13 protein-coding genes, 1 other RNA gene and 2 pseudogenes are annotated in these 18,363 nt (G+C 49.0%); 15 read left to right on the top strand and 1 reads right to left on the bottom strand.

What is annotated here, in order from left to right; genetic code table 11:
* From AAGC78_RS08275 to acs, 3 genes and pseudogenes are all read left to right on the top strand, one after another.
* Positions 1-98, top strand: a pseudogene (locus AAGC78_RS08275) (pantoate--beta-alanine ligase); the annotation flags it as partial.
* A 38-nt stretch (positions 99-136) separates the two neighbouring features.
* A complete protein-coding gene (gene panD / locus AAGC78_RS08270) occupies positions 137-517 on the top strand; it encodes an aspartate 1-decarboxylase (RefSeq protein ID WP_435783588.1) in 381 nt (126 codons plus the stop codon).
* A 291-nt stretch (positions 518-808) separates the two neighbouring features.
* Entirely contained in the window at positions 809-2,746 is a 1,938-nt protein-coding gene (acs, locus tag AAGC78_RS08265) for an acetate--CoA ligase (protein WP_435783587.1), read from the top strand.
* Positions 2,747-2,818: 72 nt separating this feature from the next.
* On the opposite strand, the gene AAGC78_RS08260 is transcribed toward acs, so the two are convergent.
* Complete coding sequence (locus tag AAGC78_RS08260; protein WP_435783586.1) at positions 2,819-5,224, bottom strand: TonB-dependent receptor; 2,406 nt, start codon at positions 5,222-5,224, stop codon at positions 2,819-2,821.
* Between the two features lie 242 nt (positions 5,225-5,466).
* Here AAGC78_RS08260 and rnpB point away from each other — a divergent pair.
* From rnpB to AAGC78_RS08200, 12 genes and pseudogenes are all read left to right on the top strand, one after another.
* Positions 5,467-5,849: RNase P RNA component class A (gene rnpB / locus AAGC78_RS08255), an RNA gene on the top strand.
* A 341-nt stretch (positions 5,850-6,190) separates the two neighbouring features.
* On the top strand, positions 6,191-6,637 hold the full coding sequence (gene mraZ / locus AAGC78_RS08250) for a division/cell wall cluster transcriptional repressor MraZ (RefSeq protein WP_435783585.1): 447 nt from the start codon (positions 6,191-6,193) through the stop codon (positions 6,635-6,637).
* Between the two features lie 8 nt (positions 6,638-6,645).
* Entirely contained in the window at positions 6,646-7,575 is a 930-nt protein-coding gene (gene rsmH / locus AAGC78_RS08245; RefSeq protein WP_435783584.1) for a 16S rRNA (cytosine(1402)-N(4))-methyltransferase RsmH, read from the top strand.
* A gap of 82 nt (positions 7,576-7,657) precedes the next feature.
* Positions 7,658-8,014 carry a cell division protein FtsL gene (ftsL, locus tag AAGC78_RS08240; RefSeq protein WP_435783583.1) on the top strand — a complete coding sequence of 119 codons (357 nt, stop codon included), beginning with the start codon at positions 7,658-7,660 and terminating at the stop codon, positions 8,012-8,014.
* Complete coding sequence (locus AAGC78_RS08235; protein WP_435783582.1) at positions 8,011-9,849, top strand: peptidoglycan D,D-transpeptidase FtsI family protein; 1,839 nt, start codon at positions 8,011-8,013, stop codon at positions 9,847-9,849. Before ftsL ends, AAGC78_RS08235 begins: the two co-directional genes overlap by 4 nt.
* Positions 9,849-11,426, top strand: a complete 1,578-nt coding sequence (locus tag AAGC78_RS08230; protein WP_435783581.1) for a UDP-N-acetylmuramoyl-L-alanyl-D-glutamate--2,6-diaminopimelate ligase — start codon at positions 9,849-9,851, stop codon at positions 11,424-11,426. Before AAGC78_RS08235 ends, AAGC78_RS08230 begins: the two co-directional genes overlap by 1 nt.
* Complete coding sequence (locus AAGC78_RS08225; RefSeq protein WP_435783580.1) at positions 11,423-12,829, top strand: UDP-N-acetylmuramoyl-tripeptide--D-alanyl-D-alanine ligase; 1,407 nt, start codon at positions 11,423-11,425, stop codon at positions 12,827-12,829. Before AAGC78_RS08230 ends, AAGC78_RS08225 begins: the two co-directional genes overlap by 4 nt.
* Positions 12,829-13,911: a phospho-N-acetylmuramoyl-pentapeptide-transferase gene (mraY, locus tag AAGC78_RS08220; RefSeq protein WP_435783579.1), complete on the top strand. Its 1,083-nt coding sequence runs from the start codon at positions 12,829-12,831 to the stop codon at positions 13,909-13,911. The genes AAGC78_RS08225 and mraY overlap by 1 nt, the downstream gene beginning before the upstream one ends.
* Before the next feature lie 59 nt (positions 13,912-13,970).
* Positions 13,971-15,311, top strand: coding sequence for a UDP-N-acetylmuramoyl-L-alanine--D-glutamate ligase (murD, locus tag AAGC78_RS08215; RefSeq protein WP_435783591.1), 1,341 nt, complete (start codon positions 13,971-13,973; stop codon positions 15,309-15,311).
* On the top strand, positions 15,308-16,507 hold the full coding sequence (ftsW, locus tag AAGC78_RS08210) for a putative lipid II flippase FtsW (protein ID WP_435783578.1): 1,200 nt from the start codon (positions 15,308-15,310) through the stop codon (positions 16,505-16,507). Before murD ends, ftsW begins: the two co-directional genes overlap by 4 nt.
* Positions 16,504-17,610, top strand: coding sequence for an undecaprenyldiphospho-muramoylpentapeptide beta-N-acetylglucosaminyltransferase (gene murG, locus AAGC78_RS08205; protein WP_435783577.1), 1,107 nt, complete (start codon positions 16,504-16,506; stop codon positions 17,608-17,610). Before ftsW ends, murG begins: the two co-directional genes overlap by 4 nt.
* Positions 17,603-18,363: pseudogene (locus AAGC78_RS08200) on the top strand (UDP-N-acetylmuramate--L-alanine ligase); the annotation flags it as partial. The gene murG and the pseudogene AAGC78_RS08200, both read left to right, overlap by 8 nt.

Genomic DNA, 18,363 nt, shown 5'->3' with positions numbered 1-18,363 from the left:
AAATGGCGGCACACGATGATCGGGAGATCACTATACTCGGCGCCATGTATACCCAGGGCGCGCGACTAATTGACAACGTTTCTGTAGTGCTGGGCTGATTTTCCCGCATTACACAAGTGATTCCCCGGAGGATTCCATGCTTTCACATATGCTTAAAGCCAAGCTGCACATGGCCAAAGTTACCCAGGCAGAGCTGTGGTACGACGGTTCCTGTGCAATCGATGCGAATTTGGTTGCCCTCGCTGGCATGCGCGAATTCGAGCAAATCGATATTTATAACGTGAACAACGGCGAGCGTTTTCACACCTACATCATCCTCGCTGAGCCGGGTTCAGGTACTTTCTCGATGAACGGTGCAGCCGCGCGTAAGGTGGCGGTGGGTGATCGCGTGATTATCGCAACTTACGGTCACTTCACCGAAGCAGAGCTGATCAACCACAGGCCGAAGCTGGTGTATTTGAATGAAGACAACAGCGTGAATCGCACTACCAACACGATTCCAATGCAGGTTGCCTAAGCGTTGCAATTTCCAGCTTGATGGCTGGATATCCGTTTTTAAAAAGGGCCGCACTGCGGCCCTTTTTTATGCTCATTTTTTATAGCCGCTAATAAATTCCCCTTTGCGATAACGCCTCATGCCGGTGCGGCTTTACATTTTTTGCGCTGCTTTGGACAACGTTGTCATTGAGCTTTACGCGCTAATCCTGTTAAGCTTGGCCTAATCCAAAAGCGCGGATGCTGCGCGTCATTCATTTCATCCGTCGCCCCTTCTCGGTTTAATAACAAGTAACGGTAGTGAGATAAAACCATGTCAGAAGTACACCTGTATCCGGTTCCTGAAAGTTTCAAATCCAAGGCGGCGATCAATCTGGCGCGCTATAAGGAAATGTACGACCAATCGATTAACTCGCCTGATACCTTCTGGGCCGAGCAGGCAAAAACCTTCCTGACTTGGCAAAAGCCCTGGTCGCAAGTGACCAAGAGCGATCTGCGCAAAGGCGAAGTATCCTGGTTTGTCGATGGCAAACTAAATGTCAGCGTTAACTGTATCGACCGCCATCTGCCTGCCCGCGCTAACCAAACCGCTATCATCTGGGAGGGCGATGATCCTTCCGAAGACCAATTTATTACCTATCAGGAATTGCACGATCAGGTTTGTCGCTTGGCTAATGCCTTGCGTGAGCGTGGCGTGAAAAAGGGTGATCGTGTATGCATCTACATGCCGATGATTCCTGAGGCGGCTTATGCGATGCTCGCCTGTACCCGCATTGGCGCGATCCATTCAATCGTGTTCGGCGGCTTTTCTCCTGAAGCCTTGAAAGACCGTATTCAGGATGCGGAATGCCAAGTAGTCATTACTTCCGACGAGGGCCTGCGCGGCGGTAAGCGCGTACCACTGAAAAAGAATACCGATATCGCACTCGCCCAATGTCCCGGCGTGCATACCTGCATCGTGGTCAAGCGCACTGGTGGCGATATCGCTTGGGATGAAAAACGCGATTTCTGGTATGAGGATCTGGTTGAACGCCAAGCCAGCCAATGTGAACCGGAAGTGATGGATTCTGAAGATCCACTATTTATTCTTTACACCTCAGGCTCGACCGGTAAACCGAAAGGCGTATTGCACACCACTGGCGGCTATTTGCTGCAAGCGGCGATGACCCACAAATACGTGTTCGATTATCAGGAAGGCGATATTTACTGGTGTACTGCAGATGTGGGTTGGGTAACTGGCCACAGCTATATCGTTTATGGTCCGCTGACCAACGGCGCGACTACCCTGATGTTTGAGGGTGTGCCGACTTATCCGGATGCTTCCCGCTGCTGGCAAGTGATCGACAAGCACGGCGTTAACAGTTTCTATACCGCCCCAACCGCGATTCGTGCGCTGATGGGCGCGGGTGATGACTTCGTTACCAAAACCTCGCGTGCAAGTTTGAAGATCCTCGGTAGTGTGGGCGAGCCGATCAACCCTGAAGCCTGGGAGTGGTACTACCGCGTGATCGGCGACAGCCGCTGCCCGATTATGGATACCTGGTGGCAAACCGAAACCGGCGCGCACATGCTCACCCCATTGCCCGGTGCAATTGATCTTAAGCCTGGTTCGGCGACTGTGCCCTTCTTTGGAGTGCAGCCTGTATTGCTTGATCCGGAGGGCAAAGAAGTGCTGGGTGCAGGCGAGGGTAACCTCTGCATCAAATCAGCTTGGCCAAGCCAGATCCGCACGGTTTACGGTGATCACCAACGCTGTATCGACACCTACTACAGCACCTATCCTGGCTACTACTTCACTGGCGACGGCGCCCGTCGTGACGCCGATGGCTACTACTGGATCACCGGTCGCGTGGATGACGTATTGAACGTATCCGGCCACCGCATGGGTACTGCTGAAGTGGAAAGCGCCTTGGTATTACACGATAAGGTTGCTGAGGCGGCGGTAGTTGGTTATCCGCACGACATCAAAGGCCAAGGCATTTACGCCTATGTGACCTTGATGACTGGCGAGCAGCCGAGCGATGAACTGAAAAAAGAATTGCTGGCGTTGGTAGTAAAAGAAATCGGCGCAATTGCGCGTCCTGACATCATCCAGTGGGCACCGGGTTTGCCAAAAACCCGCTCGGGCAAGATCATGCGTCGCATCCTGCGCAAGATCGCCGCCAATGAATTGGATTCACTCGGCGACACTTCAACGCTTGCTGACCCGGCAGTAGTAAATGAGCTGATCGACAATCGCCCGAACAAATAAGGCGATTACAAAAATCTGAAAATAAAAAAGGCGCTCATATGAGCGCCTTTTTTATTGGGTGATGTTTCTGGTTTAGAAACGAATTGTCCCCTGCACGGCAACGCTTCTTGGGCGCTCGTAAAACGCGTAGTAGCCGCTACCGCTTGAAACGGTGGTGGCGACGGGTAAACCGTTGGCGTAAGTGACAACAGATTCATCAGTCAGGTTTCTGCCGATCAAGGCAAGTTCCCACATATCATTCGAGCCGCTCAATGCAATGCGCGCGTTGATCTTAGTGTAAGACGGCTGCTCGAACTTAGGATCGAGCGATGGTGTGGTTAAGTAGCTTGAGCTATAGATTGCATCCAGCGTGTTGACCAGTTTTAAACCATTGCTGAAATTGATTGTGTAGTCGACGCCCACATTACCCTGGAACTCAGGAACGAATTCACGGCGTTTGCCGGTTGCATCGCACACGGTTGGGTTGAGCGGATTTCGCTCAGCATCAGGTTGGCCGAAATAGCACTGTGAATTGGGGAAGTCAGTGTATTCGAAATCGATATAGGCTGCGCCGCCGCGAACTAAAACGCTGTCAGTAAGTGCCCAGCGTCCGTCGACTTCAAGACCTTGCACAACTGCTTCACCAGCGTTGGTAACGTTAAAGCTGAGGCTGCCGTCAAACTGGCTGGTTTGCATATCTTCGAACTCGGAGCGGAAGGCGGCTACATTCAATTCCGCTGCGCCGTTACCGAAAACAAATTTGCCCCCAAGTTCGAGATTTTTTACACGCTCTTCGCCAAATTCCCAAGTACCTTCAATATCTGTCACTTTACCGGTTGGGAAAAATGCGCTGGGTGGTATTGTTTGTCCATTGTAGATACCGCCTTGCTCATTCGAGGCTGAGTTGGCGCGGACATCAAAGCCGCCAGATTTAAATCCGGTGGTGAAGCTCGCATAGAGCATGTCGGTTTCGTTCAAGTCATATTGAATGGTAACGAGTGGAGTGAACCCTGACTCATCACGCTTCCCGTCTACTTTATGGGGATCAATTTTAAACTGACTCCAAATAAAGTTATAAGGATCGTTAACCGTGCCTTGCGGCAATTCAACACCGGTATTGCTCACATGATACTGGTGTCTGCTCGCCTCTTTGGTTTCTTCGGTATAGCGAGCCCCTACAATTACACGGGCAGAGTCGGTGAAGTTCCAGGTTGCCTGGGCAAAGATCGATGCTAAATCGGTGTCTTGCTCAAAATCACGCTGGGTAGTCGCATCACGTAACAAGTTGGCGAGGGTTGCGCCGAGTCTGGTAGAAAATGCAGTGGGGATAAAACTGTCTTTCGGTACACGTACGGTGTCGTGGAATTTCAGTGAGCTGCTTTGGAAGAACAGGCCGCCGATGTAACTGACGGTTTTATCTTCATCGGAGGTGATACGAAGCTCCTGGCTGACTTGGCTGTAATCTTCATCAGAGAGAATGTTAAAGCCTGATGCGCCGGTAAAGTCGCAATCACACAACTCTTCGTAGGTGTAAGCGTTGTATCCAGTCACTGACGTGAAGGTGAGATCATTAAATTCGCGCTCAATACTCAGAGTGACGTTTTCGGTATCGTTGTAGCTGTAGTCACCGTTGGATTGGCGTTTCCAATCATGGGTTGTATCTAACTGATAGGCGCCTTGGGTGAAAAATGACAAGGCATTCGCGTAGGAGCCACCTATAGGTTTTACGACTTCAATGTTGCGGCCATTGCTATCAAAAGAGCCGTCTTCCGCTTTCAGGATAATGTCCCACAGCTCGTTTGGTTGCCATTGAAAGGTCGCACGCACCACACGATTTTTATCACCCGATTCATCGCGTCCAAGAGTTGTGTTTTCCATGTAGCCATCGTTGCTGCTTTCCATTATTGCAAGGCGACCACCGAACGTATCGGTAATGGGGCCTGACATTACTAAACGGACATCTTGTTCACCGAAGTCGGGTTCATAAAGTGCACTCAGCTTTGCTTCCAATTTGTCGCCCGGTTTGGCGGTGGTGATGCTGATTGCACCGGCAGTGGAGTTTTTGCCGAATAAAATACTTTGCGGGCCGCGTAAGACTTCAACGCGTTCGATATCGAGAAATGGTGCGCGTGATAATTGCGCGCGACCGTAATGGATACCATCAATAAATTGTGCAGCAGATTGCTCGAAACCCTGGTTCACGCCAGAGCTAATGCCGCGGATGGCGATATTGGTGCCAATCCCTGTTTGGGTCATATTGAAGCTGGGAATGTAGTCCGCCATGGTTTCAATATTGGTGATCCCCGAGCTTTCAATCTTTTCGCCCGACAGCGCATTTACCGAGAGTGGAACATCGCGCAGGCTTTGCGAGCGCTTTTGTGCTGTTACCAGAATTTCATCGAGAACTGGGCCATCATTAACTGCTTCCTGGGCAATTGCCGGTGTTGCCAGATTCAGTGCTACAGCCAAGGCAAGAAGGTTGTGTTTGTGAACTTTCACGAGGGCATCTCCTGAACTTTTATTGTGTGTATTGGAGTGTAGATAAACTATCTGATCGAAATTAGTGCAATAAATAATTGTTAATTAATAGCTTAAGGCGGCAAAAATACCAGTTAATGCTAAATATTGCTCCAAAACGGAAATAAGGCTGCCACTTTTGGTGACGAAGTTGACAAAAAAATCTTTGGTTGTACAAAGCTTGAGCTTGCGTTCGGATGAAGTGGCGGTTAAGGTGCCGCCTCGGAGTCGGCCCGGCAGTCGCTCTGGTGTTAACTGCATGACTCTCTTGAGTGTTGTTTGGTGCATCGGGGAGGAAAGTCCGGGCTCCATAGGGCAGAGTGCCAGGTAACGCCTGGGAGGCGCGAGCCTACGGAAAGTGCAACAGAGAGGAGACCGCCTAAGCATTCGCAAGAGTGCCGGTAAGGGTGAAAGGGTGCGGTAAGAGCGCACCGCGCAACTGGTAACAGGCTGCGGCATGGTAAACCCCACTCGGAGCAAGACCAAATAGGAATCCATTGGTGCGGCCCGCATCGGATTCGGGTAGGTTGCTTGAGGCTAACGGTGACGTTAGTCCCAGATGAATGACTGTCCACGACAGAACCCGGCTTACAGGCCGACTCCGATTTTCTGCAGTTTACGATTTGTTCATGCGTGTTTTTGATCTGTATAGATCTAATCCTTCTATAAATCCCCAATTATCACTGCAAAATAATTCCACACTTAATGTATTACATTAGGTTTGTCTTCTATCGTTTTGTTTTTGTTGTTTAAGTTGGTTTTTGTGTCTGTCTGGTTCTGTATTTTCCCTTCCTGTTTGCCGACGTTTCCCGATTTTTCCCGTGATTTTATGCGCCTTTTGGCAATTGCTTGCTTGACTTTGCATCGCCCCGATTTATAGTGAGCGTCGTGGGGAAAAGTGGGTAATTGTGGATTTTTGTGGAAAATAAACCCAGCAAGTGGTGAAAAGTGTCCGATTTAACAGGTAGTCATTCCATCAGCATGGACCTCAAGGGTCGCATGGCGATACCAGCGCGCATTCGCGATTCGCTGGCGGCGTCTGGTGCTGCGCGGTTATGGGTGACTGCTCACATGTATGAGCGCTGTTTATTGGTCTACTCCGAAGCCGAATGGCAGCCTGTTCTTGCCAAAATTCAAGCTCTTCCCGCTGGTAACGAGCAAGTTCGCCGGATTCAACGGCGCTTTATTGGGCAGGCGGTGAATCTTGAAATGGATGCGAACGGTCGTGTTCTCGTTCCCCCCACTCTGCGCGAATTCGCGCACCTTGATAAAAAACTCATATTGGTTGGTCTGGGCAATAAATTAGAGCTGTGGGATGAAGACAGCTGGAATGCTCTGATGGACTTACCGGTTGATGGCGCGCTGTCCGCCGATCTGCAAAACCTCTCTTTCTAGGTAATGGCGTGACTGAATCGCAACATATAACCGTGCTCTTGAACGAGGCGGTAACAGCGCTAGTTACGGATGCCTCCGGCTTTTACGTAGATGGCACCTTCGGGCGCGGTGGTCACAGCGCTTTGGTGATGCAGCAGTTGTCGGCAGATGGCCGCTTACTGGGGATTGATAAAGATTTGGCTGCAATCGCCACTGCAAACGCCCGTTTTGCCGATGATTCACGCTTTGCCATTGCTCACGGCTCTTTTGCAGAGTTGGCGCAGCTGGTCGATGAGCGCGGTATGACAGGCAAGGTTGCCGGGGTATTGCTGGATTTGGGCGTTTCGTCGCCGCAGTTGGATGAGGCTGAACGCGGTTTCAGTTTTATGCAGGATGGTCCACTCGATATGCGTATGGACCAGACCCGTGGCCAGAGCGCGGCAGATTGGGTCAACAGCGCAAGCGAAGACGATATCACCTGGGTGTTTAAAGAGTATGGCGAGGAGCGTTTCGCCAAGCGTATGGCACGCGCCATCATCGCTGAGCGCCAAAAGACGCCATTTACACGCACCAAGCATTTGGCAGAAGTGATTAAAGAGGCGAATCCGGCGTGGGAAAAGGGCAAGCATCCAGCGACCCGCGCATTTCAGGCGATTCGTATCCAGGTCAACAATGAATTGACTGATCTTGATTCGGTGTTGGAGCAGGCATTGACCGTACTTGCTCCGGGTGGGCGACTGGTGGTGATTAGCTTTCACTCGCTGGAAGATCGTGCGGTAAAGCGGTTTATCCGCCGGCAAGAATTGGGTGATCCCGTACCCAAAGGCCTGCCGATCCGCGAAGACCAATTAAACAAACGTATGCGTTCGCTCGGTAAGGCGATCAAGGCGAGCGATGAAGAGGTAAATGCCAATGTGCGCTCGCGTAGCGCCGTTATGCGTGTGGCGGAAAAGTTGTAAATCCCGGTTTTGCGTCACCAGCTGTACCTGAATCGACCCTTTACCAGATCAATTCGATAAATTAATAAGCTCCAGGGATTCCATGAACAGAAGCCATCCATCACAACAAAAGCCGATCTCGCCAGCCGTGATGCTGGTTGTGGCTGTGTTGTGGGTGGCGACCATTGCATCGGCAATGGGGGTGGTGGCGACTACCCAGGTTGTGCGTCGCGATGTGAATAGTCTTGAAACCCTGCGTCGCGAAGCCTCCCAGCTGCAAGTGCAGTGGGGGCAATATCTGCTGGAGCAAAGCACTTGGGCTGCATACGGTCGCGTAGAAAATGCAGCCGTCTCTGAACTGAATATGATGGCGCCCACACCGGAAGAAATTGTGATGATTTCCGGTAACAACATTATCGAAAATCAGGCTCCGGTTGAGCCAGCGGCAGGTGGACAATGAGTCGTCAATCCGCCTTCGAACCGCGCACCGCGCGTCCTCCTGTGCAGCCTCCCCGCAAACCATTGAAAGTGGCGCACTGGCGTTTTTACGGCGTCGGTATTTTGCTTGCTGTCTTGGTTGTTGTACTGATTGTTCATGTTGCCAGTCTGCAGGTACTTCCTAATGCTGATAAAGGTTACGAATTCCTGCAAGGCCAAGGTGAGTCGCGCACGCTGCGCACTGAAGTTATTCCGGCTTATCGCGGTGTAATCACTGATCGCAATGGTGATCCATTGGCGGTGAGCACTCCCGTATCTACTCTCTGGGCAAATCCAAAAGTATTGCTGCAAGCGCCGCATCGCTGGGGTGAGTTGGCGCAAGCGCTTAAGCTCAATAAAGCTGAGCTGGAAACTCGCCTTGCCCGTTACGGGACTAAAGAGTTTATGTATCTGCAACGTCAATTATCTCCAGAAGCCGCGCAAGCGGTTTTGGCGTTAGATATTCCCGGCGTTTACGAACATATTGAATATCACCGCTACTATCCCGCAGCAGAAGTAGCTGCGCATCTAGTTGGTATGACTGACGTTGATGATCGCGGTCAGGAAGGTATGGAGCTGGCGTACGATGCGTGGCTCACCGGTGAGAATGGTGCAAAAGAAGTTTTAAAAGATTTGCGTGGTCGCACAGTTAAAGAGTTGCGCTTGGTGAAGTCAGCGCGCCCTGGCCAAAACCTTACCCTGAGTATTGATCTGCGTTTGCAATATCTCGCGCATCGCGAATTAAAAAAAGCAGTAGAAGATGCTGGTGCTGTTGCAGGCTCAATTGTGATTCTGGATGTGCTGACGGGCGAAGTGCTCGCGATGTCCAATTTGCCAACCTATAACCCGAATGATCGCAGCCGTGCGCGTGGTGCCGGTTTGCGCAATCGCGCGATTACGGATTTGTATGAACCTGGTTCAGCAGTAAAACCCTGGGTGATTCTCGCTGCGTTAGAGAGTGGAAAATTCAAACCTGATGATGTGATTGATACCAACCCCGGTTATTTTATGGTTGGTAGCAAATCCATTAAAGATCACCGCAATTATGGCGCAATGGATTTGGCAATGGCGATTGCAAAATCGTCCAACATTGCGATGACAAAAATTACCTTTGCATTGGATACCAACACCGTGCGCGATATGTATGAGCGCCTGGGTGTTGGCAAACCAATCGGCACCGGTTTTCCTGGGGAGTCCCCCGGACGTTTGCCGGTGTTAAAGCCTGCGCAAAAAATTGAACGCGCCAACTTTTCCTACGGTTACGCACTTAATAGCACCGTGTTACAAACGGTACAAGCCTACGGTGTTATTGCGACGGGCGGAATCAAGCGTCCGGTTTCTTTGCTACGCGTTGATACACCGCCAGAAGGTGAGCGTGTTGTTGAGAAAAAATACACTGATCAAGTAAAAGAAATGCTTAAGCGCGTGGTATCTGCTGAAGGTACTGGTAGTAAAGCGCAAGCGATTTCTTATTCAGTTGCAGGTAAAACGGGAACCGCGTTTAAAGCAGTTAACGGAAAATATTCCAGTTTGCAGCTCAGTTCATTTATCGGTATGGCGCCGGTTAAAAATCCGCGCATTGTTGCGATGGTGGTAATTGATGAACCAAAAGGTGGTGGCATTACCGGTAATGGCGGTATTGTTGCTGCGCCTGCGTTTTCAAAAGTAGCGGAAGATGCGCTGCGTATGTTGCAAGTTCCGCCGGATAATATTCGTGGTAAAGATGAAAAATCCCTGATCGCTGAGCCCGCGATTAAGTCTGTCCCTAAAAATCCAGCACCGAAAAACGCCCTTGCAAGTGAGAGGTCAGAAACCTGATGACTTCTCTCTACCAAAATCGCCATGTTGCACTTGCAGATTTGCTTCCTGATCTTGAGTTAGATAATGCGGCGAATCTTGTTGTGCGCAATTTGTGCCTTGATACGCGCAATCTAAAAACCGGCGATGCATTTATTGCGCTTGCCGGTATAAAAGTGGATGGCCGTAATTTTATTGCCAAAGCAATTGAATTAGGTGCAGCTGCAATTTTGGTAGAAGCAGATAAAAACTGGCAGGGTCTTGATTGGCTTGGTGCGGTACCAGTTATAGCGATAGATAATTTACCTGCACGCGTCAGTGAAATTGCAGGGCATTTTTTCGGCGAGCCAAGCAAAAAACTCCAGCTTGTTGGAATTACCGGCACTAATGGTAAAACGACTTGCAGTTTGTTGGCCGCGCAGTTACTGGCGCAGTTGCAACAAAAATCTGCAGTGGTCGGGACTATCGGTTACGGCTTGTTGGATTCATCTTCCCTTGCTCCGCTCGCGCAACAAATTAATTTGTTGACCTCGACAGGTTTAACTACGCCAGACCCAATTACCCTGCAGCGCATTCTTGCTGAGTTGGTTGTTAATGGCGCTACTTCTGCGGCAATTGAAGTGTCTTCGCATAGCCTGCAGCAAAAACGCGTGGCGGGCTTGCAATTCTCCAGCGCAATTTTTACGAATCTCACGCAAGATCATTTGGATTATCACGGCGATTTGCACAGTTACGGCAATGCCAAAGCGCAGCTTTTGCAAATGCCGGGACTGCGCACGGCAATTATTAATCTCGATGATGAGTGGGCGAGCAGTCTCGCGCAAAAAGCACCCGCCGGTGCCACTGTGATTGGTTATTCCACCCAAAAGATTGCTGATGTTTACGCAACTGATATCGAACTACATGCTCAAGGTATTCGCGCGCATGTATTTACCCCTTGGGGTGAGGCAGATATTGATTCACCGCTATTGGGACAATTTAATCTCGGTAATTTACTGGCGGTAATTGCGGCAGTGGGTGAACAAGGATTTAGTCTGCAGCAAATGTTGCCATTTATTTCTCAACTTGAGCCTGCCCCCGGGCGCATGCAATTGGTTACTGTTGATCAAGCTGAACAGGAAATCCAGGTGATAGTGGATTATGCCCACACACCTGATGCGTTGGAAAATACCCTCAATGCGATTCACCAACATAAAGCTGGACGTGTGTGGACTGTATTTGGTTGTGGTGGTGATCGAGATAAAACCAAGCGTCCACAAATGGGCAAAATTGCCGAGCGGTTGAGCGATTACATTATTGTTACTAATGACAATCCACGCTCGGAAGATCCTGCCAGTATCGCCGCTGAAATTGTGCGCGGCATGAATCATCCCAGTGGATGTTTAGTTATTGCTGACCGTGCGCAGGCAATTGATTTTGCTGTGCAGCAAGCCAAAGCGGGCGACATAGTATTGATCGCAGGCAAAGGCCATGAGGATTACCAGATTTTTGCCAATCAAACATTACCGTTTAGCGATAGCAAGCATGCACGTTTGTCGCTGCAGCGCCGCATCGCCAAACGCGACACTGACAATCAGTCATCAGAGGCTCACTCATGATCAAGCCTCTTACATTAAAGTGGGTTGAAGAATTTATTTCTGCAAGTAAACCTTTGCGCGCAGTCACTGCACAGCTTAAATGCGGTGATGCCCAGCAAGGTGATGTGGAATTTACGCGCGTGAATACCGATTCGCGCACCCTCGCAGAAGGCGAATTATTTATTGCATTACGCGGTGAGCGTTTTGATGCGCACGATTTTATTCAGGATGTGGTTGCCAAAAAACCATGCGCCTTAGTAGTAGAGCGTTTCTTTCCTGATATTCAATTGCCGCAACTGGTTGTAAGCGACTCATTGCTCGCGCTGGGGCAAATTGCCGCGTTGAACCGCAGTTTGTTTTTGCGTCCAATTATTGCTATCACCGGTAGCAGTGGCAAAACAACAGTAAAAACATTGCTCGCGGGCATTCTTGCTGAGTGCGGTTCGGTTCATGCAACCAAAGGCAATTTCAACAATCACATCGGCGTTCCTCTCACCTTATTGCAGCTGGAAGCGCATCACGAATTTGCGGTCATTGAGATGGGCGCTAGTGGGCCTAATGAAATCGAATATTTGTGTTCGCTCGCCAAACCGCAAATAACCATGATCAACAATGTAATGGCGGCCCATATTCAAGGCTTCGGATCATTGCAGGGTGTTGCCCAAGCAAAAGGTGAGATTTATGCGGCCTTGCCCAGCACAGGGACTGCAGTAGTTAATATTGATGACCGCTTTGCTCCTGAGTGGCTCGCACATTTGGGAAACCGCCGCGTAATTCGTGTTTCATTGCAAAATAATGAAGCAGATTGTTTTGCTCAAAACATTGAGCATGGTGCAAACAACATTGAATTCACAATTAATTTGCAGGGTGAATCTACACAACTCAGCGTTAATGCCCAAGGTGAGCATAATGTGCGCAATGCATTAATGGCTGCTGCCTGTGCATCAGCAGTAGGTGCGGATTTACAGAAAATTAAACAAGGTCTTGCAGGCTTTTCTCCGGTTGCTGGTCGAATGAGTCGTCATATTGGTATTAACCAGGCGCACATTATCGACGACAGTTACAACGCAAATCCGGGATCAGTGCGTGCGGCAATTGATGTGCTTGCACAAACAAAGCAGGGCATCTTGGTGTTGGGTGATTTGGGCGAGTTGGGGCCTGAAGCCCCACAGCTACATGCAGAGCTGGGTGAATATGCTCGCGCAAAAAAAATCGCCCATTTATTTACCGTTGGAAAACTCAGTGAAAACGCTACCCGCGCTTTTGGTTTGGATGCACTGCATTTTGCTGATCAAGCCAGTCTGGTCGCTCATTTAAAAACTATTGCAGATAAGGACACTACTTTCTTAATAAAAGGCTCGCGCAGCGCCGCTATGGATTTAGTCGTGCGCCAGCTTTGTGATTCAGCGGGAGACTTACACTAATGCTGTACTGGCTATCAGAATACTTACAAGAATATCTGCGCAGCTTTGCAGTATTTCAATACATCACCGTGCGTGCGATTTTGGGTGTGCTCACTGCGCTCGGTATTTCGCTGTTGCTTGGCCCATGGTTTATCCGCCGTTTGACTGAGCTGCGTATTGGCCAAGCGGTACGTACTGATGGGCCGCAAAGCCATTTAAGTAAATCCGGCACACCGACAATGGGCGGTGCATTAATTCTATCGGCAATATTTGCTACCACATTGTTGTGGGCCGATTTATCCAATCGTTACGTGTGGGTAGTGTTGATCGTAACGGCTATTTTCGGTGCGGTAGGTTGGGTTGATGATTATCGTAAGGTTGCTAAAAAAGACTCGCGTGGATTGCCTGCGCGCTGGAAATATTTTTGGCAATCTATCGCCGGATTTGGTGCAGCGATATTTTTGTATTACACCGCGCAGAGTCCGGCTGAAACACAATTATTTATTCCTTTCTTTAAAAACGTCGCGCTTGATTTAGGTTTGTTCTACATCGTCTTCACCTATTTTGTCATTGTGGGCACCAGTAATGCGGTAAACCTGACCGATGGTTTGGATGGATTGGCAATCATGCCGAGTGTGATGGTTGCCGGTGCATTGGCATTGATTGCTTATCTATCTGGGCACTCGCAATTCTCCCAATATTTAAATATCGCCTACATTCAGGGCGCAGGTGAATTGGCGATTTTCTGTTGCGCTTTGGTCGGTGCTGGCTTGGGCTTTTTATGGTTCAACACTTATCCCGCGCAAGTATTTATGGGTGATGTGGGGGCTTTGGCGCTCGGTGCAGCACTGGGTCTAATTGCCGTTATCGTTCGCCATGAAATCGTCCTGTTTATTATGGGCGGTATTTTTGTGCTGGAAACGGTATCGGTTATTTTGCAGGTTGCTTCGTTCAAGTTAACAGGGCGCCGCATTTTCCGTATGGCGCCTATCCATCACCATTTTGAATTGAAAGGTTGGCCGGAGCCTCGTGTAATCGTGCGCTTTTGGATTATCACGTTGGTGTTGGTGTTGATTGGTTTGGCCACGCTGAAGTTGCGCTAACGAAAATTATTTTCAGACTTTATTAAATATTCTTCCAGAGAGAGAACACTGTGTCCCAAATGATTGCCACCAGTAAAGTTAAAGCAGTTATCGGCACAGGTATTACCGGTTTGTCGGTTGCACGCTTTCTGGCGGCGCAAGGTCAAGCATTTATCCTGTTGGATACTCGCACCAATCCTCCAAATCTTGAAAAGGTTCAACAAGAATTTCCCAATGTTTCCATTGTTTGTGGGGAGTTGGATGCAAATACATTGCTTTCTTGCGATGAAATTATTGTAAGCCCCGGTGTTGCTGTAGCAACACCGGCTATTGAGCAGGCGAGTGCGGCTGGTATTCCAGTTGTTGGCGATATCGAATTATTTGTTCGTTACGCCAAAGCCCCGATTGTTGCCATCACAGGTTCCAACGCAAAAAGCACTGTTACCACTCTGGTTGGAGAAATGGCAAAAGCAGCGGGAATCAACGTTGCTGTTGGTGGTAATTTGGGTACTCCAGCGCTGGAATTATTGGATGATGCAGTTGAACTTTATGTAATGGAGCTTTCCAGTTTCCAGTTGGAAACGGTTACCAAACTCAACGCAAAAGTCGCAACCATTTTAAATATCAGTGCCGATCATCTGGATCGTTACGAGAATATGCGTGCCTATATTCTCGCCAAGTTGCGTGTTTATTTCGGTGCTGAGCATATTGTTGTAAATCGCAAGGATATCCTTACGCATCCGCCGTTCGCTGCGGGCGTCAAACCGATTTATTTTGGTGGCAATGCGGATTTTGGCAGTTTTGGTTTGATCGAACATGAAGGTAAAGAGTTTCTTGCCAAAAACCTGACGCCGTTAATGGCTGCTGCTGAACTGAAAATTCGCGGTCGGCACAATGTTGATAATGCGCTCGCTGCCTTGGCGTTGGGTGATGCTGCAGGCATTCCGATGGATGCAATGTTAAGTGCATTAAAATCTTTCGCCGGTTTGCGCCACCGCTGTGAATTTGTTGCCGAGAAAAATGGAGTGGAATTCTATAACGATTCCAAAGGTACCAATATAGGTTCAACTCTTGCGGCAATTCAGGGGTTGGCACGCGATCCAAAACAATTGATCGTTATTTTGGGTGGTGAAGGCAAAGGGCAAGATTTCACCGAGTTGACGCCCGCACTGCGCGCAATTAATAGCACCGTTGTATTAATTGGTCGCGATGCACCCGTTATCGCTGCTGCGATTGGCGATGCAGCAACTGTGGTTAATGCGGATTCTATGCAAGACGCCGTCAATAAAGCTTTCGCAGTTGCTAATAATGGTGATGCAGTATTGTTGTCACCTGCATGCGCGAGCTTCGATATGTTTAAAAACTACGAAGATCGCGGCGAAAAATTCTGCGCTGCAGTGCAGGAGTTAATCGCATCATGATTAATTCAGCCACTCCAGTAACCCAATTGCCATTAAGCCAGCGCATCGACTGGCCTTTGTTGTGCCTGTGGATGGCACTGATGTCAATTGGTTTGATTATGGTGGCTTCTGCATCTGTTTCTTTTGCTGCATTAACTTACGACGACGCTTGGTTTTTTGCCAAACGCCACGCGGTTTATATGTTGCTCGGTATTGTGTTGGCGATGTTTGTTGTTTGCGTGCCTATGAGCGTGTGGCAAAAGTATTCCGGACATTTGTTGTTAATTACCTTTTTCTTGTTAGTTATTGTATTGATTCCTGGCATTGGTAAAAAAGTTAACGGTAGTCAGCGCTGGTTTAGTCTCGGTGTTATCTCTATCCAAGTTTCGGAAATTGCCAAATTTTGCGCAGTAGTATTTTTTGCCAGTTTCTTTGCACGCCGCTATCAGGAGCTGCATTTTGGTTGGCAAGGTTTCCTTAAGCCATTAATGGTCGTGGGTGTGTTTGTTGGCTTGTTATTGTTGGAGCCCGACTTTGGTAGTTCGGTGGTGCTGAGTGCAACTGTGTTTGCGATGATGTTTATTGCCGGCGTGCGTATGCTGCACTTCTTCTTGCTAATCATTATCGGCGTGGGCGGTTTGGCATCAGTGGCGATTCTTTCGCCTTATCGTATGCAGCGTTTGATTACTTTCCTTGATCCTTGGGCTGATCAGTTTAATACCGGTTATCAGCTTACCCAATCGCTAATTGGTTTTGGTCGCGGTGAGTGGTTTGGTTTGGGCTTGGGTAACAGCTTGCAAAAACTCTTCTTTCTTCCTGAGGCTCATACTGATTTTATTTTTGCCATCATTGCGGAAGAGTTCGGTTTGATTGGTGCGATTGTGTTGTTGGGTATTTTTACTGCATTGATCCTGCGTATCTTTAATGTCGCTAAACAAAATCTTGCAGCTGGAAAAATGTTTGCTGCCTTGGCGACCTTTGGTATTGCGATTCTGTTTTCATTTCAGGTTTTCATCAATATGGGCGTGTCTTCCGGATTATTGCCCACTAAAGGTTTGACCTTGCCTTTTATCAGTTACGGCGGCAGTAGTTTATTGATGTGTTGTGTGCTTATGGCGTTTGTTATGCGCGTGCAATGGGAGCTAGCTGGTTTCACTCCATCTGTCCCGGAGATTGCCAAACCACCACGCAGAAGTTTATTGGAGGCAACAGCATGAGTGCCTCTGCTACCAAAACTTTATCGATATTGATTATGGCGGGCGGTACTGGCGGGCATGTATTTCCTGCGCTTGCTGTTGCCGATGAATTGCGCGCGCGCGGTGCGACTATTAATTGGTTGGGAACTGCACGCGGTATTGAAAATCGTTTGGTGCCTTCAGCAAATATTCAATTACATCTTATTAAAGTAGAAGGTGTGCGCGGCCGCGGTCTGATGGGTTTAGTGAAAGCACCATTTTTGATCGTGTATGCGTTGCTGCAAGCATTGAGCGTCATCCGTCAGGTTAAACCTGATGTGGTGCTGGGCTTTGGTGGTTTTGCGTCCGGGCCTGGCGGTTTAGCGGCGAAATTATCTGGTCGACCACTGGTTGTACACGAACAAAATGCAGTAGCAGGTACAACAAATCGGTTGTTGGCAAAAGTAGCGAATAAAGTGTTGGCTGCATTTCCGCATGCGTTTGATGAGACGGTTAGCAATCTGGTTGTTGGTAACCCTGTGCGTGAACAAATAAAAAATCTCAACGCAGTACAGGTTCGTTATAGCACTCGTACGCAGCAGAAGTTGCCGCTGCAAATTTTGGTTGTTGGTGGAAGTTTGGGAGCCAAAGCAATTAATGAGCTAGTTCCGCAAGCTTTTGCAGAATTGCCGCTTGCATCGCGCCCATCTATTTGGCATCAAACCGGCAAAGGTCATGCTGCTGCGACTACCGCTTTATATATGCAGCATCAAGTAAACGCCAAGGTTGCAGAATTTATCGATGATATGGCAGCAGCTTATGCATGGGCTGATGTGGTGATTTGTCGCGCAGGCGCATTGACTGTATCCGAGTTGATGATGGCGGGGGTTGCTTCAGTGTTGATCCCGCTACCGAGTGCGATTGATGATCACCAAACTTTTAATGCAAAAAATTTAGCGGATGTTGGCGCAGGTATCGCGCTCGTCCAAAGAGATTTAACGGCAGCAAAATTAGCTGCTTTATTGTTAACCGAATTGGCTGACCGCGATCACTTGATGTCGATGGCGGAAAAAGCGCACCAATTGGCCAAGCCTTTTGCTGCTGCACAAGTGGCTGATATTTGTGAGGAGGTAGCCAATGGATAATTCTACGCAACAATCCATAGCTAAAGGGGCTAGCGGTCATTGTGTCCCCGAAATGCGCCGTATTCGCCGCATTCATTTTATTGGGATTGGTGGTGCCGGTATGAGTGGTATCGCCGAAGTGTTGTTGAATCAGGGTTATGAAATTTCTGGTTCGGATATAAAAGAATCCAGTGTGACTGAGCGCTTGGTATCAAAAGGTGCAACTGTTTTTATTGGGCACTCCGCCGACAACGTACGCGCTGCCGATGTGGTGGTGAATTCCAGCGCGGTGCATGCAAGTAACCCGGAAATGATTGGTGCGCGTGAGTTGCGTATCCCGATTGTGCGTCGCGCGGAAATGTTGGGTGAGTTGATGCGTTATCGCCACGGTATTGCGGTCGCGGGGACTCACGGAAAAACGACAACGACCAGTTTGCTTGCGTCTATTCTCGCGGCAGCAAAACAAGATCCAACATTTATTATTGGTGGCTTGGTAAATAGCACCGGTACCAATGCGCAGTTAGGTGCAAGCCGCTATTTAGTCGCAGAAGCTGACGAAAGTGATGCATCGTTTTTGCATTTGCAACCCATGGTTGCGATTGTGACCAACATCGATGCCGATCATATGGAGACTTACGGTGGCGACTTTTCCAAATTGAAAAAGACGTTTGTCGAGTTTTTGCATAACTTGCCATTTTATGGATTGGCTGTGCTCTGCGGCGAAGACCCGGTCATCCGCGATTTCCTTGCTATTATCGAACGTTTCCCCGTGCC

Origin of the sequence: Cellvibrio sp. (genome assembly GCF_039207905.1) — a bacterium.
Taxonomy (GTDB): Bacteria; Pseudomonadota; Gammaproteobacteria; order Pseudomonadales; family Cellvibrionaceae; genus Cellvibrio.
The sequence above is the reverse complement of the archived record's forward strand: the minus strand, read 5'-3'. Positions and strand labels throughout refer to the sequence as shown.